General features: G+C 71.6%; 15 protein-coding genes. 10 read left to right on the forward strand and 5 right to left on the reverse strand.

What is annotated here, in order from left to right; all coding sequences use genetic code 11:
* The first annotated feature begins 7 nt into the window (after positions 1-7).
* Complete coding sequence (locus ACZ56E_RS30095) at positions 8-904, forward strand: pentapeptide repeat-containing protein (protein ID WP_471218918.1); 897 nt, start codon at positions 8-10, stop codon at positions 902-904.
* A 27-nt stretch (positions 905-931) separates the two neighbouring features.
* Here ACZ56E_RS30095 and ACZ56E_RS30100 read toward each other — a convergent pair whose 3' ends face one another.
* On the reverse strand, positions 932-1825 hold the full coding sequence (locus ACZ56E_RS30100; protein ID WP_362992299.1) for a zinc ribbon domain-containing protein: 894 nt from the start codon (positions 1823-1825) through the stop codon (positions 932-934).
* A 259-nt stretch (positions 1826-2084) separates the two neighbouring features.
* Between ACZ56E_RS30100 and ACZ56E_RS30105 the strand changes: the two genes are divergently transcribed.
* Together ACZ56E_RS30105 and ACZ56E_RS30110 are read left to right on the forward strand one after the other, a co-directional pair.
* The gene (locus ACZ56E_RS30105) at positions 2085-2861 is read left to right on the forward strand and encodes a S1 family peptidase (protein WP_471145205.1); all 777 of its coding nucleotides are present in this window, start codon (positions 2085-2087) and stop codon (positions 2859-2861) included.
* Between the two features lie 199 nt (positions 2862-3060).
* The gene (locus ACZ56E_RS30110) at positions 3061-6165 is read left to right on the forward strand and encodes an endo-alpha-N-acetylgalactosaminidase family protein (RefSeq protein WP_471218921.1); all 3105 of its coding nucleotides are present in this window, start codon (positions 3061-3063) and stop codon (positions 6163-6165) included.
* A gap of 40 nt (positions 6166-6205) precedes the next feature.
* Here ACZ56E_RS30110 and ACZ56E_RS30115 read toward each other — a convergent pair whose 3' ends face one another.
* Positions 6206-7954 (reverse strand): glycoside hydrolase family 35 protein, encoded by a 1749-nt coding sequence (locus ACZ56E_RS30115; protein WP_471218923.1) that lies wholly within the window; start codon positions 7952-7954, stop codon positions 6206-6208.
* Between the two features lie 187 nt (positions 7955-8141).
* Between ACZ56E_RS30115 and ACZ56E_RS30120 the strand changes: the two genes are divergently transcribed.
* From ACZ56E_RS30120 to ACZ56E_RS30140, 5 genes are all read left to right on the forward strand, one after another.
* Complete coding sequence (locus tag ACZ56E_RS30120; protein WP_468609768.1) at positions 8142-9050, forward strand: helix-turn-helix domain-containing protein; 909 nt, start codon at positions 8142-8144, stop codon at positions 9048-9050.
* Between the two features lie 11 nt (positions 9051-9061).
* Positions 9062-9433 carry a chorismate mutase gene (locus ACZ56E_RS30125; protein WP_471218926.1) on the forward strand — a complete coding sequence of 124 codons (372 nt, stop codon included), beginning with the start codon at positions 9062-9064 and terminating at the stop codon, positions 9431-9433.
* A 75-nt stretch (positions 9434-9508) separates the two neighbouring features.
* Positions 9509-12043: an aminopeptidase N gene (gene pepN, locus ACZ56E_RS30130; RefSeq protein WP_471218928.1), complete on the forward strand. Its 2535-nt coding sequence runs from the start codon at positions 9509-9511 to the stop codon at positions 12041-12043.
* A 185-nt stretch (positions 12044-12228) separates the two neighbouring features.
* Positions 12229-13638: a pyridoxal phosphate-dependent decarboxylase family protein gene (locus ACZ56E_RS30135; protein ID WP_471218930.1), complete on the forward strand. Its 1410-nt coding sequence runs from the start codon at positions 12229-12231 to the stop codon at positions 13636-13638.
* Positions 13635-15083 carry a lysine N(6)-hydroxylase/L-ornithine N(5)-oxygenase family protein gene (locus tag ACZ56E_RS30140; protein ID WP_471218932.1) on the forward strand — a complete coding sequence of 483 codons (1449 nt, stop codon included), beginning with the start codon at positions 13635-13637 and terminating at the stop codon, positions 15081-15083. The genes ACZ56E_RS30135 and ACZ56E_RS30140 overlap by 4 nt, the downstream gene beginning before the upstream one ends.
* An 8-nt stretch (positions 15084-15091) precedes the next feature.
* On the opposite strand, the gene ACZ56E_RS30145 is transcribed toward ACZ56E_RS30140, so the two are convergent.
* The gene (locus ACZ56E_RS30145; RefSeq protein WP_471218935.1) at positions 15092-15322 is read right to left on the reverse strand and encodes a hypothetical protein; all 231 of its coding nucleotides are present in this window, start codon (positions 15320-15322) and stop codon (positions 15092-15094) included.
* 115 nt (positions 15323-15437) lie between these two features.
* Here ACZ56E_RS30145 and ACZ56E_RS30150 point away from each other — a divergent pair, with 115 nt between their 5' ends.
* Positions 15438-16619: a GDSL-type esterase/lipase family protein gene (locus ACZ56E_RS30150; protein ID WP_471218937.1), complete on the forward strand. Its 1182-nt coding sequence runs from the start codon at positions 15438-15440 to the stop codon at positions 16617-16619.
* Here ACZ56E_RS30150 and ACZ56E_RS30155 read toward each other — a convergent pair.
* Positions 16616-18421 (reverse strand): bifunctional metallophosphatase/5'-nucleotidase, encoded by a 1806-nt coding sequence (locus tag ACZ56E_RS30155; protein WP_471218939.1) that lies wholly within the window; start codon positions 18419-18421, stop codon positions 16616-16618. The two genes, ACZ56E_RS30150 and ACZ56E_RS30155, sit on opposite strands and share 4 nt — an antisense overlap.
* 173 nt (positions 18422-18594) lie before the next feature.
* On the opposite strand from ACZ56E_RS30155, the gene ACZ56E_RS30160 reads away from it, so the two are divergent.
* The gene (locus tag ACZ56E_RS30160; protein WP_471218941.1) at positions 18595-19323 is read left to right on the forward strand and encodes an SIMPL domain-containing protein; all 729 of its coding nucleotides are present in this window, start codon (positions 18595-18597) and stop codon (positions 19321-19323) included.
* A 7-nt stretch (positions 19324-19330) separates the two neighbouring features.
* Here the strand turns inward: ACZ56E_RS30160 and ACZ56E_RS30165 are convergent, their stop codons facing one another.
* A complete protein-coding gene (locus ACZ56E_RS30165) occupies positions 19331-20143 on the reverse strand; it encodes an SDR family NAD(P)-dependent oxidoreductase (protein WP_471219327.1) in 813 nt (270 codons plus the stop codon).
* Positions 20144-20229: the final 86 nt, after the last annotated feature.

Here is a 20229-nt window from a genome sequence, read left to right on the forward strand (position 1 = left end):
CTGTCCGATGGCATCGGAGCGTGACCGCCTCGTCCTGCCCCTGCTCGAAGACGACCGTGCCGCGCTGCGCGCCGACTGCGGCAGCTGTTTCGGGTTGTGTTGTGTGGCGCTCACCTTCTCCGCGTCCTCGGACTTTCCCGTGAACAAGGACGCGGGCAAGCCGTGCGCCAACCTCCAGGCCGACTTCCGCTGCGGCATCCACCGCGACCTCCGGGACAAGGGCTACCGGGGCTGCACGGTCTACGACTGCTTCGGGGCGGGGCAGCGCGTCTCCCAGGGCACCTTCGAGGGCCGCGACTGGCGTCGGGATCCGGCCACCGCGCGTCAGATGTTCGAGGTCTTCCCGGTCATGCGGCAGCTCCACGAACTGCTCTGGTACCTGACGGAGGCGCTGTCGTTCCCGCAGACCCGGCCGATCGCCGCCGACCTGGAGCGCGCGCTCGCCGAGACGGAGCGGCTGGCCACGGGCACCCCCGACGCCGTCGCCGGAGCCGACGTGGCCGGCCACCGCCAGGACGTCAACCTGCTCCTCCTGCGCACCAGCGAACTCGTCCGCGCCGAGCACCTCGGCCAGGACAGGGGGAAGGGCAAGGGCGGCAAGCGGGGCAAGGGCGGCGCGAAGAAGGACCGCCGCGGCGCCGACCTCATCGGCGCGCGGCTCCGGGGCGCCGACCTCAAGGGCGCCGACCTGCGCGGTTCGTATCTCATCGGCGCCGATCTGCGCGACGCGGACCTGCGGGCCGCCGACCTGATCGGCGCGGACCTCCGCGACACGGACCTGCGCGGCGCCGACCTGACCGGCGCGCTCTTCCTCACCCAGTCGCAGGTCAACGCGGCCAGGGGCGACGACCGCACGCAGCTGTCCGGCTCCCTCGACCGCCCCGCGCACTGGTCGCAGGACTGACCGGATGGCGGCCCCGGCCCGGGTCCGCTACGTATCGCACTCCGCCACCGTCCGGCACAGCGTGCACCGCACCCGCACGCGCCCCCGTGCCGGCACCCGGATGCGCTGGTGGCAGGTGGGGCAGGGGAACGTCACCCGCAGCGTCCCGGCGTCCAGCGAGAACGAGTAGGGCCCGCCCGCCTCGACCGCGCCGCGGTGGTCCCGCGCGTACCGCCGGTCCTTCGCGTACCGCCGCCGCCCCGCCCACCCCGCGGCCGTCAGCGGCGGCTGCTGCTCGTCACGGCGGGCCTGGGCGAGCCCCTTCGTGTACGCCGTGTACGCCTGCGCGCTGGTGAACCACGTCTCCGGGGCCTCGCCGAACGCCAGCGCCCGCTTGGCCAGGACGTAGCCGAACTCCTCCGGTGTGAGATAGCCGAGCTTCTGCGACGATGCGCCGTCCTCGCGGTAGGCGTCGAGCAGCAGCCAGCCCGCGCCCAGATAGGCGGTGGCGGTGTCGGTCAGGATCTCGTTGTCGCGCGTGCCGGGGAACGACAGGTCGAGCCGGTGCAGATACACATGCATGACCTCGTGGGCGAGGGCCGCGCCGATGTCCCTGCGATGCGTGCGGAAGCGGTCGTTCAGCTCGATGAAGTACTCGGGGCCCGCGGCCAGTTCGACGTACGCGGCATGCTCCATCTCGCGGAAGCTGACGATCATCCGCGCGTCGGGGAGCCGCAGGTGCCGCACCATCTCGCGCGCCACACGCTGCACGCCGAGGTACAGGTCGTCCTGGTCGCCGAAGGCCACGTCGGCGGGGGCGACGCTGGTCTCGAAGGTGTGCACGGTGTCGTACGAGAGGCGTCTGTAGAGCGCGGTGATGGCGGCACGCACGGTCTCCAGGTGGGGGTAGCCGTGCACGACTGGACCGCCGCCGACCGTCACGTCCGCACCTCCTGACGCCACCCACCGGGCCGCACAACTCCCTTCCACTGTACGGGCGCCGGCACCCCCCGGGGTGCTCCGGAAGAGGGCCGGACGCGGGCCGACGCGTCACGCCGTGGCCGGAAACCGCCCCTTGTCCTGAGCGGACACCGATCTCCATAATCCGGGGCAACGCTTTGGCGGGCTCATGCCAGCCATGCGTGAATCCCCCCACGAACCCCCCACGAAGGGAAGTCAGTTGAAGACCAAGCTGCGTGGAGTGAAGAGAGCCGCCACCCTCGGCGCCATCGCTCTGGCCACCGTCAGCCTTCAGCCCGTGGCCGCTCAGGCGGCTCCCCACCCGGGCCCGAAGCCGGGCGAGCGCGTTGTCGGCGGCACCCCCGCCGAACAGGGCGAGTTCCCGTTCATGGTCCGTCTCTCGATGGGCTGCGGCGGTGCGCTGTACGCCAAGGACATCGTGCTGACCGCCGCCCACTGCGTGGACGGCTCCGGTGACAACACCGGCATCACCGCCACCGCCGGCGTCGTGGACCTGGAGAGCCCCGACGCGATCGAGGTGAAGTCCGCCAAGGTCCTCCAGGCCCCCGGCTACAACGGCAAGGGCAAGGACTGGGCGCTCATCAAGCTCCAGAAGCCGATCGACCAGCCCACGCTGAAGATCGCCAAGGACACCAAGTACAACGAGGGCGAGTTCGACATCGCCGGCTGGGGTGCCGACAAGGAGGGCGGCGACCAGCAGCGCCACCTCCTCAAGGCGAAGGTCCCGTTCGTCAGCGACGCCGACTGCGAGGCCGCGTACGGCGCCGACCTCACGCCCGGCGAGGAGCTCTGCGCCGGCAAGCTGAACGTGGGCGGCACGGACACCTGCCAGGGCGACTCCGGCGGCCCCATGTTCCGCAAGGACGAGGCCGGCGAGTACGTCCAGGTGGGCATCGTCAGCTGGGGCAACGGCTGCGCGCAGCCGAAGTACCCCGGGGTCTACACCGAGGTGTCGACCTTCGCGGGCGACATAGAGAAGGCGGCGTCGGAGCTCTGATCCGGAGCTGATGCCGTGACGTTCCGGCGGGGGGTCCGCGGTCGCGGGCGCCCCGCTGCGGCATGCGGTGGCCCCGGCGGCGCCGTCCGGCGGTTAGTCCAACACCTGTCCCTCCTTTGTCCATGGGCGCGTTCACACCCCGGGGCGCATGGTGAGCGGCACGAATTCCGTCCGCCGTCGTCCCATGGAGGGGTGCCGCATGCCGCCGTCAGAGACATCCGGGCCGAGCCGCAGAGCAGTGGTCGCGACGGGCGCGATCGCCGGGTTGGGGGTCGCGGTGGGGGCGGGCGGCAGCGCCTTCGCCACGGGCGCCCAGGCCGGGCCCCGCGCCGACGAGGTGGTCCTGCGCTCGGCAGAGCTGGACGTGTGCGTCGCCACCGCCTTCCCGCGCGTCGTCTCGTACACAGACCGCGCGAGCGGCGCCGTGCTGCACGGCCGCGCGGACGCCGTCACCACCGTCCTGATCGACGAGACCGAGCACACGCCGAAGGTCACCGCCACGGCGGGCAGGACGCGCGTCGCGTACGTCCTCGCCTTCGACGGCGGCACCCGGATCGACGTCGAGATCTCCGTCGAGGGCCGGCGGGTCCACTGGCGCGTCACGCGGATCGCGGACACCGCCGCGCTGCGGGTCGGCACCCTGCGCGTCCCCGGGCTCGCCCTTCTCTCCGTACGCAGCGACCAGCCCGGCGCCGCACTCCTCGCCGCGAAGGTGCAGCTGGACAAGGCCAAGAGCGGCGACACCCTCGTCCGGCCGGCCGCCGACACCCCGGCCGAGCGGCCCACCGGCTGCGCGTACGCCGTCGTCGCGCACGACACACTCGGCGGCGCCATCGAGACGAACACCGTCTACGACAAGCCCACCTCCGAGGCGGGCACCACCTGGGAGAACGGCCGCCTGTGGCGCGAGACGGTGCGACCCACCGAAAACGCCGACTACGTAGAGGCCCGTTTGTCGCCCGGACAGTGGACCCACCGTGCCGCGACCTCACCCGTCGACGCCACCGAACCCCTCCCGTACGCCACCGTCGTCATCACCGGCGACCGCAACGGCGACGGCAAGGTCGACTGGCAGGACGCCGCGATCGCCTTCCGCGACATCATGGTGACCCCGCTCGGCGCCGACGAGCAGCATCTGCGGGTCGTCCCGCACATCCCCTTCAACTTCGCCTCGCAGGCCACCAACCCGTTCCTCGCCACGCTCGACAATGTCAAGCGGATCCACCTGGCGACCGACGGCCTGCGCCAGTACACCCTCCTCAAGGGCTACCAGTCCGAGGGCCACGACTCCGCCCACCCCGACTACGCGGACAACTACAACACGCGCGCGGGCGGCCTCGACGACCTCAACACCCTGGTCCGCGAGGGCAAGAAGTGGAACAGCGACTTCGGCGTGCACGTCAACGCCACCGAGTCCTACCCCGTCGCGAACGCCTTCTCCGAGAAGCTCGTCGACAAGAGCAACGAACAGTGGGACTGGCTCGACCAGAGCTACCGCATCGACCAGCGCCGCGACCTCGTCTCCGGAGACATCGTCAAACGCTTCGCCGACCTGCGCGCCCAGACCCACGACGGCCTGAACGCCCTCTACATCGACGTGTTCCGCGAGTCCGGCTGGACCTCCGACCGGCTCCAGCGCACCCTGCGCGAACAGGGCTGGACGGTCACCACGGAGTGGGGCCACGGCTTCGAGCGGTCGGCGGTCTGGTCGCACTGGGCCACCGAGCCCGACTACGGCGGCGACACATCGCGCGGCATCAACTCCCGCCACATCCGCTTCGTCCGCAACCACCAGAAGGACGTCTTCGCCGACAAGTGGCCCACCCTCCTCGGCATCGCCCGCATGGGCAACTTCGAGGGCTGGGTCGGCAAGACCGACTGGCACGCCTTCTACGACCTCATCTGGACCCACTCCCTGCCCGCCAAGTACCTCCAGGCGCACCCCATCAAGAGCTGGGACGAGCACGAGATCACCTTCTTCGGACGGACGCCGACGGCGGTGTCCGACGCCTCCGGCACGCGGCGCATCACCACCGACGGAAACGTCGTCTACGAAGACGGCCGTTACCTCCTCCCCTGGGAGCCCCGCAAGGCACACGATCCCGCCAAGCTGTACCACTACAACCCGACGGGCGGCAGCAGCAGTTGGCGGCTGCCGCGCGCGTGGGCACGCCGCTCCCGGGTGGCTCTCCACCGGCTCACCGACCAGGGCAGGGTCTTCGAGTCGTACGTCTCCGTAGTGGGCGGAAAAGTCACTCTCAAGGCGGAGCCGAAGCAGCCCTACGTCCTCTACCGCGAGCGCGCCGCGTCCCTGCCGGATCCGAAGTGGGGCCAGGGCACCCCGCTGCACGACCCGGGCTTCCACTCCGGCTCCCTCAAGGGCTGGCAGGTCAGCGGCCCCGCCGAAGTGAAGCTCAGCGCACTCGGCGACCACGAGCTGGTCATCGGCGCGGGCGGCGCCGCGTCCGTCGGGCAGCGCCTCGCCCGCCTGAAGGCCGGCACCTACGTCGCGTCCGTACAGGTGGAGGTCGGCGAGAAGCCGGGGGAGCGGCGCAAGGCCTCCCTGGAGGTGCGCACCGCCGACGGCATCACCGCCGCCACCTTCACCGAGACGTCCACCGCGGGCAACTACGTGGCCGCCGACCGCAAGCACGGCACCCGCTTCCAGCGCATGTTCACGTACTTCACCGTCCCCGACGGCGGCGGCACGGCCGAACTGACCCTGCGCGCCGGGCCGGGGGACGCGCGCGTGCGCTTCGACAACGTCCGCGTCGTCGCGACCCGCCGCCCCACCAGGCGCCCCCGCGCCACCCTCGTCCACGAGGACTTCGAACACGTCCCCCAGGGCTGGGGCCCCTTCGTGAAGGGCGACGCCGGCGGCGTCACCGACCCGCGCACCCACATAGCCCAGCGCCACGCCCCCTACACGCAGCGCGGCTGGAACGGCAAGGCGATCGACGACGTCGTCGACGGCACGAACTCCCTCAAGTCCCGGGGCGAGAACAAGGGCCTCGTCCACCGCACGGTCCCGCACACCGTCCGCTTCACCCCCGGCAAGCGGTACCGCGTCTCCTTCCGCTACGAGAACGAGAAGGCGGACCAGTACGCGTGGATCACCGCGGTCGACGAACCCGCGCCCCGCGAACTCGACCGCAAGACCCTCCCGGTCGCCACCGAACCCACCACCCTCACCTACGAGTTCACCGCCCCCGCGGAGGGCGAGGCCTGGATCGGCCTGCGCAAGACCGGCAGCGACGGAAAGGCGGAGTTCGTCCTCGACACCTTCGAAGTCAGCGAGGTGTGATTCGAAGACAGCGAGGTGTGAGGGGACTCCTGGGATCCCCTCACGCCAGGCCGACCCGCTCCCCGCCCGCCTCCAACTCCAGCACCCACACCTCGTTCGCCCCCGCCCGGAGCACAGGACCGGGCACGTACAGCGACGTCTGCGGGCCCGCCGACCAGTAGCGGCCCAGGTTGAAGCCGTTCACCCACACGAAGCCGCGTGTCCAGCCGGGCAGGTCCAGGGAGGCGTCGCCGGGGGAGCCGACCTCGATGACGCCCCGGTACAGGCCGGGGCGTCCCGAGCCCGCCTCCCCCGTCGACGGAACGGCCCCCACCGCCGAGGGCACGTCGAACGCGTCCAGACGCAGCCCCCGCGCGCGCACCCCGTGCAGGTACTGCCGCTCGTGCAGGATGCCGCCGGTGATGCCCTTCGGCTCGCCCGTGCGGGGGCCGTAGTTGACCCGGCCGAGCGACTCCACCCACAGCTCCACGCGCGCGTGCCCGGCGACCGGCGCGAGCAGGGTCGGGGTGCCCTCCGTGAGGACCCCCGCCCGGTCGCCGTCGACATACACCACCGCCCGGTCCCGAAGGCCCCGCACGCTCAGCGGGTACGGTTCGCGCGGGCCCGGCACCGTCACCGTGTAGCGGACCAGACCGCGGTCCACGTCCAGCTCCTCGAAGGTGGGCGGGACCGCGTGCTCCGACTCCGGGGTGCCCAGGAAGTCCAGGACCGCGTCCAGGGAGGACCAGGCCGGGAGGGCCGCTGACGCGGGCGCGCCCAGCGAAGGCGGCGGCGGGGGCGGCTCCGGCAGGGGAGCGGCCGCGTACTCGGCGAGGACCTTCCTGAACGCCCAGAACTTCGGCGTGGCACGGCCGGACTCGTCGACGGGCGCGTCGTAGTCGTACGACGTGACGTCCGGCTGCAGCTCCCCGTCGTGCAGCGAACCGCCGCCCCGGTTGGCGCCCGCCCAGCCCGCGAAGTTCGTGCCGCCGTGCGCCATGTACAGGTTCACCGACGCCCCGCACTCCAGGATCTCGCGCAGCGCCGCCGCCGCGTCGTCGGCGTCCCGTACGACATGCTCCGCGCCCCAGTGGTCGAACCAGCCGCACCAGAACTCCATGCACATCAGCGGCCCCCCGGGGCGGTGCGCGCGCAGCTTGTCGAACGCCGCACGCGCCCCCGACCCGAAGTTGGCGGTCGCCAGGACACCCGGGATCGAGCCGCCGGTCAGCATGTGGTCCTCGGGGCCGTCCGAGGTGAACAGCGGGACGCGTACGCCCTCGGAGCGGAGCAGGTCGGCCAGGTGGCGCAGGTACACGTGGTCCGAGCCGTAACTGCCGTACTCGTTCTCGACCTGCACCATGATCACGGGGCCGCCCCGGCTCTCCTGGCGCGCCACGACCTGCGGCAGCAACCGGTGGAACCAGCGGTTCACATGCCCGAGGTACTCCTCGTCCCTGGTCCGCGCGCGGGCCCCCACCGCGCCCGTCAGCCAGTGCGGCAGACCGCCGTTCTCCCACTCGGCGCAGATGTAGGGGCCGGGCCGGACGATCCCCCACAGGCCCGCATCGCGCACCGCGTCCAGGAAGCGGCCCACCGCCTCCACGTCGCGGTAGGTGCCCGGGCGCGGCTCGTGCAGGTTCCACGGGACGTACGTCTCCACGCAGTTGAGCCCCATCGCCCGCAGCATCGCGAGACGGTGACCCCACTGGGCCTCGTGCACCCGGAAGTAGTGCAGCGCGCCGGAGAGCAGCCGCACCGGGCGCCCGTCCAGCTCGAAATCGTCCTCGCCGACCCTGAACCCGTTCATCGCGTCCTCTCGCTCACGTCCCGCCCACGATCACCTCTGGCGGGCGACGGGGTCCATGGACAAAGATCGAGCCCGGTTGGACGCAAGGAGCGGGCCGCGCCCGTACGAAAGACGCGAGGAGCGGGCCAGCGCCCGTACGGAAGACGCGAGGAGCGGGCCAGCGCCCGTACGAAAGGGGCGGAAGCGGATGTACCACACGTGGATGCGGTATTTCACCCCGAGCCCGGCCCACCACAGACTCGGCCTCGCCTGCCTCGGCGTCGGCCTTCAGCACGGGCAGCTGCCCACCGTCGGCCCCCGCACCCTCGACCACCACGTCGCCGTCGTCATCAGCTCCGGCGGCGGCTGGTTCCGCGCCCCCGACGGACACCGCACCACCGTGACCGCGCCCGCTCTGATCTGGCTCACCCCGGGCGTACGCCACCACTACGGACCCGACCCCGACACCGGCTGGGACGAGTGCTTCGTCGACTTCACAGGACCCGCCACTGCCACGTACACCGAACTCGGCTACATCGAACCCACCCGCCCCGTCGTACCGCTCTCCGACGCCGCGGGCGCCCGCGGCGTCGTCGCCCGCATCGCCCGCGCGGCCCGCCGCGGCAACCCCCTCCTCGAAGTGGAGACCGGCGCCGCCGTCCACGAACTCCTCGTCGCGCTCCGCCGCGCCCGCGCCGACATCGCCCCCGACGGCGACCCCGTCCTCCAGTCCCTCGCCCGCGACGCCTTCCAGCCCCTGTCCGTCGCCGAGCACGCCGCCCGGCACGGCATGACCCCCGCCGAGCTGCGCACCGCCGTGCGGCGCGGCGCAGGCTGCAGCCCCAAGGACTACCTCCTCGGCATCCGCCTGGGCCGCGCCAAGGAACTCCTCGCCGCCACCGAGCTGCCCGTCGCCGCCGTCGCCCGCCGCGTCGGCTACGACGACCCGGCGTACTTTTCACGCCTTTTCACCCGCCGCGTCGGCATGGCCCCCGTCCGCTTCCGCGACCAGCAGGGAAGGGCCGTCCCCGGCGGCTGGTCGCACCGGATACCCGACCCCGACCACCCACCCGTTTTGCGCTCTTCCGCCGGTGGCGGCCCCGGAGCGGCAACGTAGGCTCGTGGACCATGACCACCAGCCACACCAGTGACGACAACAGCACCAACGGCACGCACCCCGCCCCGGCCCCGGCCCCCGCCACCGCCCCGGACGACGCCGTGCGCGCCGAGCTGTCCCGGCTGCGCGACAGCATCGACAACATCGACGCCGCCGTCGTCCACATGCTCGCCGAACGCTTCAAGTGCACCCAGCAGGTCGGCCACCTCAAGGCCCAGCACCACCTGCCGCCCGCCGATCCCGGCCGCGAGTCCCGTCAGATCGCCCGCCTGCGCGAACTCGCCGAGAACGCCAAGCTCGACCCCGCCTTCGCCGAGAAACTGCTCAACTTCATCATCGCCGAGGTCATCCGCCACCACGAGACGATCGCCAAGTCCGCCTAGGCCCGTCCGGCCGGCGGTGCGTGCCTGAGATGTGAGTCCTACGCCGATCCTCCCGGCATCGGGCAGCATGGGCCCATGCCCGTACTGACGCGCGACGAAGCGCAGACCCGTGCCCAGCTCATCGACGTCCACCGGTACACGGTCGAGCTCGATCTGTCCCGGGCGGCCGACCCCGCCCACGACACCTTCGACTCCCGGACCGTCATCCGGTTCAGCGCCCGCACCGAAGGCGCCACCTTCGTCGAGCTCAAGCCCGCCGAGCTGCGCTCCGTCACCCTCGACGGGCACCCGCTCGACCCGGCGGGCCTGACCGGCAACCGCCTCGCGCTCGACGGCCTCACCGCGGGCGAGCACGAACTCCGCGTCGACGCCGCGATGCGCTACTCCCGCACCGGCGAGGGCATGCACCGCTTCACCGACCCCACCGACGGCGAGACGTACACGTACACCCAGCTCTTCATGGAAGACGTGCAGCGCGTCTTCGCCGCCTTCGACCAGCCCGACCTGAAGGCCGTCTTCGAGCTGACCGTCACCGCCCCCGACAGCTGGACCGTCCTCGCCAACGGCGTCACCGAACACCTCGGCGGCGGCACCTGGCGGGCCGCGGCGACCCCGCTCATCTCCACCTACCTCGTCGCCGTCGCCGCGGGCCCCTGGCACTCCGTCCGCACCGAACACCGCGGGCTGCCCTTCGGCATCCACTGCCGCCGCTCCCTCGGCCCCGCCATGGACGCCGACGCCGACGAGATCCTCGACATCACCCGCGCCTGCTACGACCGCTACCACGAGAAGTTCGAGGAGCCCTACCCCTTCGACTCCTACGACCAGGCGTTCGTCCCCGAATTCAACGCGGGCGCGATGGAGAACCCCGGACTCGTCACCTTCCGCGACGAGTTCGTCTACCGCTCCGCCGTCACCGACACCGAGCGGCAGACCCGCGCCATGGTCATCGCCCACGAGATGGCCCACATGTGGTTCGGCGACCTCGTCACGCTGCGCTGGTGGGACGACATCTGGCTCAACGAGTCCTTCGCCGAGTACATGGGCTTCCAGACCACCGCCGAAGCCACCCGCTTCAAGGACCCCTGGACCGACTTCGGCGTCGCCCGCAAGTCCTGGGGATACGACGCCGATCAGCGCCCCTCCACCCACCCCGTCGCCCCCGACCCCGACGCCGTGCCCGACACCGCGTCCGCGATGCTCAACTTCGACGGCATCTCGTACGCCAAGGGAGCCAGCGCCCTGCGCCAGCTCGTCGCCTGGCTCGGCGAGAAGGACTTCCTCGCCGGCATCAACACCCACTTCGCCCGCCACAAGTTCGGCAACGCCACCCTCGCCGACTTCATCGACTCCCTCGCCCACGCCACCGACCGCGACGTCCACGCCTGGGCCGAGGCCTGGCTGCGCACCACCGGCGTCGACACCCTCACCTCCAAGGTCACCCACGCCGGACGCGAGTGGACCCTCACCGTCGACGGCGACGGCGGCCGGGGCCGGGAAAGCGGGCGTCCCCACCGCATCGCCGTCGGCGTCTACGACCGCGACCTCGCGGGCGGCCCCGGCCTCGTCCTGCGCGAACGCTTCGAGACGGACGTCCCCGCCACCGGCCCCGACACCCCGCGCGACGGCGGCCGCCCCGCCCTGATCGTCCCCAACGACCAGGACCTCACCTACGCCAAGATCCGCCTCGACGACCACTCCCAGGAAACCGCCCTGCGCGGCCTCTCCGGCATCCCCGACGCCCTCACCCGCGCCGTCCTGTGGAACAGCCTCCGCGACATGGTCCGCGACGGCGAGCTCGACGGCACCACCTACCTCCGGGCCGCCCGCACCCACCTCCCCGGGGAGACCGACCTCGCCCTCGTCCAGGGCGTCCTCGGCTTCGCCACCCTCCACATCGCCGACCGCTACACCACCCCCGACCAGCGGCCCGCCGCCCTCGCCCTGCTCGGCGAGCTCTGCCGCGACCTGATCCGCCGCACCGAGGACGGCTCCAACCCCGGCCTGCGCCTCACCGCCGTCCGCGGCTTCATCGACGTCGCCACCCAGGAGGCACCCCTCCAGGCCTGGCTCGCCGAGGGCACCGTGCCCGGCGGCCCCGAACTCGACCCCGAGTTGCGCTGGCGCATCCTCGCCAGGCTCGCCGTCCTCGACGCGACCGACGAGGACGCCATCGCCGCCGAACTGGCGCGCGACCCGAGCGCCACCGGCCAGGAAGGCGCCGCACGCTGCCGCGCCGCACTGCCCGACGCCGCCGCCAAACGGGCCGCCTGGGACGCCATGTTCGGCTCCGACGACCTGTCCAACTACCTCTTCACCGCCACCGCCCAGGGCTTCTGGCAGCCCGAGCAGGCCGACCTCGTCAGGGAGTACGTCCCCCGCTACTACGAAGACGCCGTGGCCCTCGCCGCACGCCGCGGGCCCGCCATGGCCGAAGCCGCGGGCCGCTACGCCTTCCCCGCGCCCTTCGTGGACGCCGAGACACTCCGCCTCGGCGAGCGGTGCCTGCGCGACGCCGAACCCACCCCGGCCCTGCGCCGCAAGCTCGTCGACCAACTCGACGACCTGGCGCGGGCCCTGCGCGTCCGGCAGAGCACGCGCCAGGACTGACGGGGTAGCCGGAGGGGTCCCGTCCAGCCTTGGGGCCCCTCTAGCACCCGAGGCCACCCCCACACGTTTTCTCCGCACGGCAGTACCACTTTCGGGTTCGGTTCGCCGAGGTATTCGGACGCGCCGTCCGCGCGCCGTACAGGCTGGTGCCCCTGTACGCGCGCACCCGAAGGACTCCCTCTCCGATGAGCACCCCGAGCACGCCGAGCACCTCGCGCACCCCGCCGCCCCTCGCCGGCGGCGCCCAAGGCCCGGACGCCCTGCGGCCGTTGCTCGCCGCCGCGCTCGACGCCCTCCGCGAAGGAGCCGCCGCCCGCGGCGGGCCCCTCCCCGCCGGCGGACCCGGAGCGGTCACCGACCGCGTCCGCGCCGCCGCCGACCCGGTCCTGCCCGAACACGGCACCGACCCCGAAACGGCCCTGCGCACCGTCGTCCGCGCCCTCACCGAAGGCGCCGCCGACCCCGCGGACCCCCTGTGCGCCGCCCACCTGCACTGTCCGCCCCTCGCCGTCGCCGTCGCCGCCGACCTGGCCGCGTCCGCCCTCAACCCCTCCATGGACTCCTGGGACCAGGCACCGGCCGCGACGGCACTCGAAGGCCTCGTCACCCACGCGTTCGCCGCCGAGATTTACGAGGGTGGCGACGCCCTCGTCACCACCGGCGGCACCGAGGCGAACCAGCTCGCCGTCCTCCTCGCCCGCGAAGGCGCCCCACACGGGCCCGTACGCCTCCTCACCGGCGAGAACGCCCACCACTCCCTCACCCGCGCCGCCTGGCTCCTCGGCCTGCCCGAACCCGTCACCGTGCCCGCCCCCGCGGGCATCCTCGACCCCACGGCGCTCGACGCCGCCCTCACCGCACTCGGCGGCCCACCCGGCACCCACCTCGTCGCCGCCACCGCAGGCACCACCGACGCCGGCCTCATCGACCCGCTCGACGACATCGCCGACATCTGCGCCGCCCACGGCGCCCGCCTCCACATCGACGCCGCGTACGGCGGAGGCCTCCTCTTCAGCGACACCCGCAGAGAGCGGCTCCACGGCCTCCACCGCGCCGACACCGTCACCCTCGACCTGCACAAACTGGGCTGGCAACCCGCCGCCGCGGGACTCCTCGCCGTCCGCGACCCGCGCGACCTCCGAGCCCTCGACCACCGCGCCGACTACCTCAACGCCGACGACGACACCGAAGCAGGCCTCCCCGACCTCCTCGGCCGCTCCCTGCGCACCACCCGACGCCCCGACGTACTCAAGATCGCCGTCACCCTCAGAACCCTCGGCCGCACCGGACTCGGCGTCCTCGTCGACCAAGTCTGCGACCTGGCGGGCGAGTTCGCCGACCGGATCCGGGCCCACCCCGCCTTCGAGCTCTACGACACCCCCACCATCAGCACCGTCCTGTTCCGCCCCACGGGCGCCACCGACGACCACATCGCCCACGTACGGAGGCGACTGCTCACCGAAGGCACCGCCGTACTCGGCCGCGCCGACCTCGACGGGCGCCGCTGGCTCAAGACCACCCTCCTCAACCCGCACACCCGGCCCGAAGACCTCACCGCGCTCCTCAAGCTCGTGGAAGGAACCACCCCCCGATGACCGGCACACCCGACCACCCCGGCCCCCGGCCGCTCACCACCCCCGAAGACCCCCGCGACCTCGTCGGCATCGGCATCGGCCCCTTCAACCTCTCCCTCGCCGCCCTCGCCCACCCCCTCGGCGGCCTCGACACCGCCTTCTACGAACAACACCCCGCCTTCCACTGGCACCCCGGGCTCCTCATCGACGGCGCCGCCCTCCAAGTCCCCTTCCTCGCCGACCTCGTCACCCTCGCCGACCCCGCCAGCCCCTGGTCCTTCCTCAACTACCTCAAGACCCGCGAACGGCTCTTCCCCTTCTACTTCGCCGAGCGCTTCCACATCCAGCGCGCCGAATACGACGCCTACTGCCGCTGGGTCAGCGAGAACCTCCCCACCCTCCACTTCGGACACCAGATCGACGCCGTCCGCTGGAACCCCGAACGCGACCTCTTCGAAGTCGACTACACCCAGCTCGACACGGACGGCGAGGCCGAAGCCCTCGGCCGCACCTACTCCAAGAACATCGCCCTCGGCATCGGCACCGCCCCCTACATCCCCGAACCCCTCAAACCCCTCGCCGAAGCCCCCACCGTCCCCGTCATCCACTCCGCCGACTACCTCGACCACCGCGAAACCCTGCTCACCGCCGACCACATCACCGTCATCGGCTCGGGCCAGTCCGGCGCCGAGATCTTCCTCGACCTGCTCCGCGCCCGCCCCGTCGGACGCGAGAAGATCCACTGGCTCGCCCGCACCGAGGCCTTCGCCCCCATGGAGTACTCCAAGCTCGGCCTGGAGCACTTCACCCCCGACTACACCCGCTACTTCCACGCCCTCCCCGAAGCCGTACGCGACGGTCTCGTCCCCCACCAGTGGCAGCTCCACAAAGGCATCGACGCCGACACCATCGCCGCCATCCACGACGAGCTCTACCGCCGCACCCTCCACGGCGGCTGGCCCGACGCCGTCCTCACCCCCGGCGTCTCCGTCCGCACCGCAGGACGCGTCGCCACCACCCGCGTCGAACTCCACCTGGAACATCTGCAACAAGGCACCCGGTCCCGCCTCACCACCGACGCCGTCGTCCTCGCCACCGGCTACCGCGAGCGCCCGCTCGACCAGATCATCGGCGCCCTCGACCCGTACATCCGCAAGGACTCCTCCGCCCGCCCCCGCATCGACGAGCAGTACCGCCTCGTCCTGGACCCGTCCATCACCGGCGCAGGCAGCAACATCTACGTACAGAACGCCGAGCGCCACACGCACGGCGTCGGCGCCCCCGACCTCGGCCTCGCCGCCTGGCGAAGCGCCACCATCCTCAACGCCCTCACCGGCAGCACCCCCTACCCACTGCCGCACCGCACCGCGTTCACCACCTTCGGACTCCACGGCCCGGCACAGCACACCGGCACCACCGGCCGCATCGGCGAACAGCGCGGAAACCTCGTACGCCTCAAGAACTGAGTACCGTCTCAAGAGCCGACGGGCCCGCCGAGTTCGCCGACCGCGGCAACCACCCGCCGCTCCGCCCCACCCGCACCGAACCGCTGCACGAGCCCCGAACCCGAACCGTCCGGCGCGTACAGCGCCACGTACTCACCGATCCCGTCGTCCCGCTCCTCCCGGACCACCGGACGCACCGCACACGTCGCGTCGAGATCACGGAGCACCGGGGCAAGAGCAGCGGCAAGTTCCTCATTCATGAGCGGAATTGTCCGCCCCCAAGCGCCCCGGCACCTCCGAATATTCCTTCGTATTTCTTCGTGCAAAAACGCCGTCCGCCGAAATAACCGCCCCCGCACCTCGGTTCGGACGATCATGATCACCGATTCCACGGCCTCCTGGACCGCAGCCTTCCGCTCCGCCGTCGTCAGCCCCCACGAAACCATCGACCTCTTCGAACTCCGTGGGTTCGCCGGACACACCCTCCGGCAGGTCATCCGCCTCGACGGCGGCGGCAGCGCCCTCCGCGTCCGCCTCACCAACCGCTACGGCAAGGAACCCCTCCACATCGGCGGCGCCCACCTCGCCAGACGCACCGAAGGCAGCGGCATCGAAACCGGCACCGGCACACCGGTCCTGCTCGGCGGCGCCGCGGAGTTCACCATCCCCGTCGGCGAAGAAGCCGTCAGCGACCCGATCGAGCGAGCCGTCACCGCCGGCGAAGAGCTCGCCCTCACCCTCTGGCTCCCCGACGACACCGGCCTCTCCACCTACTCCGCCGTCCCCCTGCGCACCGGCTACGCCGTCCCCGGCAACGCCCTCACCGCATCCACCCTCGACGGCACCGACGGCCTCGAAGAGCTCGCCACCCGGCACTTCATCAGCGGCGCCGACGTCCTCGCTCCCGCGGGCACCCGCGTCGCCGTCGCCTTCGGAGACTCCTGGTTCGAAGGCACCGGCACCACCACCGACACCGACCGCCGCTTCCCCGACCTGCTCAACGACCGCCTCCGCGCCGCGGGAAGCAACGGCTGGGTCGTCAACCAGGGCCTCTCCGCCAACCGCCTGCTCACCGACGAGATCGGCGAACGCGCCCTCGCCCGCCTCGACCGCGACGCCCTCGACACCCCCGGCGCCACCCACGTACTGATCCACTTCGGCCTCAACGACCTCGGCATCCCCGGCCAGGAGGCCCACCCCGACCCGGCGCCCATCCCCACCGCCGCCGACCTCATCGCGGGCCTCACCGCACTCGCCGACCGCATCCACGCCGCTGGCCTCACCGCGACCGTCACCACCGTCGGCCCCTACAAGGACACGGTCTTCGAGGGCTACTCCACCCCGGAAGGCGTCGCCGTCGCCCGCGAGGTCAACGACTGGATACGCGGCACCGACAGCCCCTTCGACACCTACGCGGACTTCGCCGCCGCCGTCGCGGACCCCGCCGACCCCGACCGGATCCACGACGACTACGACAGCGGCGACGGCCTCCACGTCAACGACGCGGGCGCCCGGGCCCTCGCCGACACCGTCGACCTGACGAGCCTGGGGCTCTAGAACACCGGCGTACCGTCCCGGGTCAGCTTCCAGTCCACCGACGCGAACCGGCCCGGGTCGACCGTCCCCTTCGCCTTCACCCAGCTGATGATCGTGTTCCGGATCTCCTCCGAATTCGCCCACAGCTGCTTGGCACCGGCGATGTGCGGGAAGTTCCCGCCGCCGCTCGCCCGGTAGTTGTTCACCGCGAGCACGAACTCCGCCTTCGGGTCGATCTCCTTGCCCTCGAAGGACAGCTTCACGATGCGCGACCCGGCCGGCTTCGCGATGTCGATCTCGTACGTCAGACCGAGCACCGCATCATAGTTGTAGTCCGGGATGTTCCCCGCGTTCGTCAGCTTCGCCGGGTCGACCGGACCACCCGCGGGGGTCTGCACGTAATAGCGCGCGGAGAACTCCAGGTACTCCTTGACCTGCGCACCCGTGAGCAGCCGCGCCTCCAGGGTGTTCTCGAAGGGGTAGAGGCCCGCCGCGTCCCTGATCGTCACGTCGCCCGCCGGGATCTGCGCCGTGCGCGAGAAGCAGGAGGCCTGCGACAGCACCGGCAGCGCCGCGTACGCGCCGCCCTTCAGCGCCTCCGCCACGGTCTCCTTCTGCACCTGGTTGATCAGATCGATGATCGCGACATCCTTGTACGGGCCCTCGGCCGTGCTCATCGCCGCCGTCGACGTACCGATCACCTGGTTGACGTACGCGACGACCTTCCTGTGCTCGTCCGCGAGGAGCCGCGTCACCTTCTTGTCCTCGGCCACCGTGTTGGAGTTCAGGACCTTCGCCCCGACCTTCTCGACCGTCCAGCGGCCCTTCGCCCACACCAGATCGAAGTCGAACAGCGTGAGGCGCTGCCCCCACTTCAACGGCTCGGACAGCACGACCTTCTTGCCGGTCTTCTTGTTCTCCATGAAGTACTCGGGAATCTCCGTGTGCGCGTGCCCCACCAGAATCGCGTCGATCCCCGGCACCTGCTCCGCCACCAGGCCCGCCGCGTTCTCGACATACGGCAACTGGTCACCGTACGAGGACGTGCCGCTGGAGCCGGAGTGCGCCGACACGATCACGACGTCCGCACCCATCGACCGCAGCTTCGGCACCCACTTCGCCGCCTGCTCCTCGAGACCCGGGAACGTCATCTTCCCCTGCACGTTCGCCTTGTCCCAGATGGCGATCCCCGGATTGGTGAGACCCAGCACCGCCACCTTCACATCACGGCCGTGCGGCGTGCGCAGCCGCTTCATGAAGTACGGCGGGAAAGCGGGCTTCTGCGTCTTCGCGTCCAGCGCGTTCGCCCCCAGGAGCGGAAAGTCGCACTGCTCCTCGAACTTCCGCAGCACCGGTATGCCGTAATTGAACTCGTGATTGCCCAGCGCCGCCGCGTCATATCCGATCGCGTTCATCGCCTGCGCCATCGGATGCACAGGACCGTGCTTCGCCGTGATCGGGTCCACCTTGGCGTAGTAGTACGACAGCTGCGTGCCCTGAATCGTGTCGCCCGCGTCGATGAGCAGCGTGTTCCCGCGGCCCTTCTCCTTACGGATCCGGTTCACCAGCGTGGAGATCTTCGCCAGACCCACATCGTTGTGGTCCTTGTCGTCGAACTCCTTGTCCGTGAAGTAGTCCCAGTTGAAGACGTTCCCGTGCAGATCCGTCGTGCCGAGCACCGTGAACGAGTACCGCTTCGCGCGCCGCCCGCCCCTCCCGGACTCGCCCGCCCGCGCCGCCGGGGCTGCGGCCGCGCCCGTCAGCGCCGCCCCCACACCCGTGACAGCAGACGTACCCAGGAACTTCCGGCGGTTCAGCGGCATATCCGTACTCCTCGATCGACCGAAGCGACGCGTGCGACACGTAGGACGCGTGCAACGCGGGTGATGCATGTAACGCGCGTAGATTCTGGCCCCGGCCACCGCCCCCGCAACAGACCCCCCAGGTTTCGATCCGATGACTGTCCGGTGCCACACCCCGATGCGAAAGTGGCGCCATGGACTCCGCCACCCCCACCCCGACGCCCGCGCCCTACGGCACCCCCGACGCGCCCCGCCTCGCCGTCCGCGGCGAAGCACACCTCGAAGCCGACCCCGAAATCGCCCGCATCACCGTCACCGTCACCGCCCGTGGCACCGACCGCCGCGACACCCTCAACGACCTCACCCGCCGCAACACCACCGCCCTCGACCTCATCAAGACCTACGGCGAAGCCGTCACCATCCTCGAGACCGGCACCTTCACCATCAACCCCGAACTGACGAAACACGGCCGCGGCGAACGCGTCCGCGCCTACCACGGCCGCGTCCACACCACCGCCGAACTCACCGACTTCACCGCCCTCGGCGAACTCACCACCCGCCTCGCCGACCTCGACCTCACCCGCGTCGAAGGCCCCTGGTGGGCCCTGCGCCCCGACTCGCCCACCCACCGCGACGCCCGCCGACAAGCGGTCCGCGAAGCCGTCCAACGCGCCCGCGAATACGCCGAAGCACTCGGCACCGACCTCGCCGCCCTCGTCGAACTCGCCGACATCGACGCCGAGCAACCGGCCCCCCTGCACGGCTACGGCGGCCCCGCCGGCGGCATGCGCGCGGCCGCCGCCTACGGAGGCGCACCCGACTTCGAGGAGGACGCGGCCCCCCTCGACCTCGAACCGCAACGCCAGCACGTCTACGCCCAGGTCAACGCCCGCTTCACCCTCGTGCCGCCGCGCCTGGCATGAACGGGCCTCAGGCCAGCATGCCCCCGTCGACCCGCAGGACCACGCCGGTGACATAGGAGGCGCGGTCGCTCAGGAGCCACGCGGCGGCCTCGGCGATCTCCCGCGGCTCGGCGGCACGGCCCAGCGGCGTCCGCGCGTTGAGCGCGTCGACCGTGCCGGGAGCCCGCTCGTCCCACTCGAACAGCAACTCGGTGAGCGTGGTGCCGGGCGCGACGGCGTTCACACGGATCCCCTCAGGGCCGTACGTGGCCGCCGCCGACTCCGTCAGACTGTTCAACGCCCGCTTCAACGCCCCGTACGCGGGCAGCTGCGGATTGGCCATCAGAGCGCCCACGCTGGACGTGTTGACGATGGCCCCGCGTCCCGCCGTCGCACGCATCGCCGCGATCTCGGCCGACATCGCCACCCACGGGCCCTTCAGGTTGACGGCGTACAGACGGTCGAAATCGGCCTCCGACAACTCGTCCAGCGGGCCGGGCGGCTGGCCCGTCGCGGCATTGTTGAAGGCGACGTCGAGCCGGCCGTACAACTCGACGGCGCGGTCGACCGCGCCCCGCACGCTCGCCGGGTCGGCCAGGTCGCACACCGCGTGGTCCGCGACGCCGCCCGCCGCCCGGATCTCCTCGGCCACCGCCTTGAGCTGGTCCTCCGAGCGCGCCGCGAGAACCACCCGGGCACCCTCCGCGGCGAACAGCCGCGCCGCGGCGGCACCGATGCCGCGACCGGCCCCGGTGACGAAGGCGACCTTCCCGGCGAGCAGCCCCGAGGCCGAGGCGGACGGGTCTTTTCTGGTGGCGTCGTTGGTGATGATGTCGTTCATGGTGTGGTCCACGGCGTTGTTCATGGCGTTGTTCATGCCGTCGAGCCTGCGGCCGTCCGGCCCGCCCAGCCAGGCACCAGCAGTGC

Source organism: Streptomyces sp. NPDC039480 (genome assembly GCF_055597165.1).

What these genes read in the sequence shown, in the direction of transcription:
- ACZ56E_RS30095 (WP_471218918.1), top strand. Translation starts at nt 8, where the DNA reads ATGGCATCGGAGCGTGACCGCCTCGTCCTGCCCCTGCTCGAAGACGAC.
- ACZ56E_RS30110 (WP_471218921.1), top strand. Translation starts at nt 3,061, where the DNA reads ATGCCGCCGTCAGAGACATCCGGGCCGAGCCGCAGAGCAGTGGTCGCG.
- ACZ56E_RS30150 (WP_471218937.1), top strand. Translation starts at nt 15,438, where the DNA reads ATGATCACCGATTCCACGGCCTCCTGGACCGCAGCCTTCCGCTCCGCC.
- ACZ56E_RS30115 (WP_471218923.1), bottom strand. Translation starts at nt 7,954, where the DNA reads ATGAACGGGTTCAGGGTCGGCGAGGACGATTTCGAGCTGGACGGGCGC.
- ACZ56E_RS30140 (WP_471218932.1), top strand. Translation starts at nt 13,635, where the DNA reads ATGACCGGCACACCCGACCACCCCGGCCCCCGGCCGCTCACCACCCCC.
- ACZ56E_RS30125 (WP_471218926.1), top strand. Translation starts at nt 9,062, where the DNA reads ATGACCACCAGCCACACCAGTGACGACAACAGCACCAACGGCACGCAC.
- ACZ56E_RS30120 (WP_468609768.1), top strand. Translation starts at nt 8,142, where the DNA reads ATGTACCACACGTGGATGCGGTATTTCACCCCGAGCCCGGCCCACCAC.
- ACZ56E_RS30145 (WP_471218935.1), bottom strand. Translation starts at nt 15,322, where the DNA reads ATGAATGAGGAACTTGCCGCTGCTCTTGCCCCGGTGCTCCGTGATCTC.
- ACZ56E_RS30160 (WP_471218941.1), top strand. Translation starts at nt 18,595, where the DNA reads ATGGACTCCGCCACCCCCACCCCGACGCCCGCGCCCTACGGCACCCCC.
- pepN (WP_471218928.1), top strand. Translation starts at nt 9,509, where the DNA reads ATGCCCGTACTGACGCGCGACGAAGCGCAGACCCGTGCCCAGCTCATC.
- ACZ56E_RS30155 (WP_471218939.1), bottom strand. Translation starts at nt 18,421, where the DNA reads ATGCCGCTGAACCGCCGGAAGTTCCTGGGTACGTCTGCTGTCACGGGT.
- ACZ56E_RS30165 (WP_471219327.1), bottom strand. Translation starts at nt 20,143, where the DNA reads ATGAACGACATCATCACCAACGACGCCACCAGAAAAGACCCGTCCGCC.
- ACZ56E_RS30135 (WP_471218930.1), top strand. Translation starts at nt 12,229, where the DNA reads ATGAGCACCCCGAGCACGCCGAGCACCTCGCGCACCCCGCCGCCCCTC.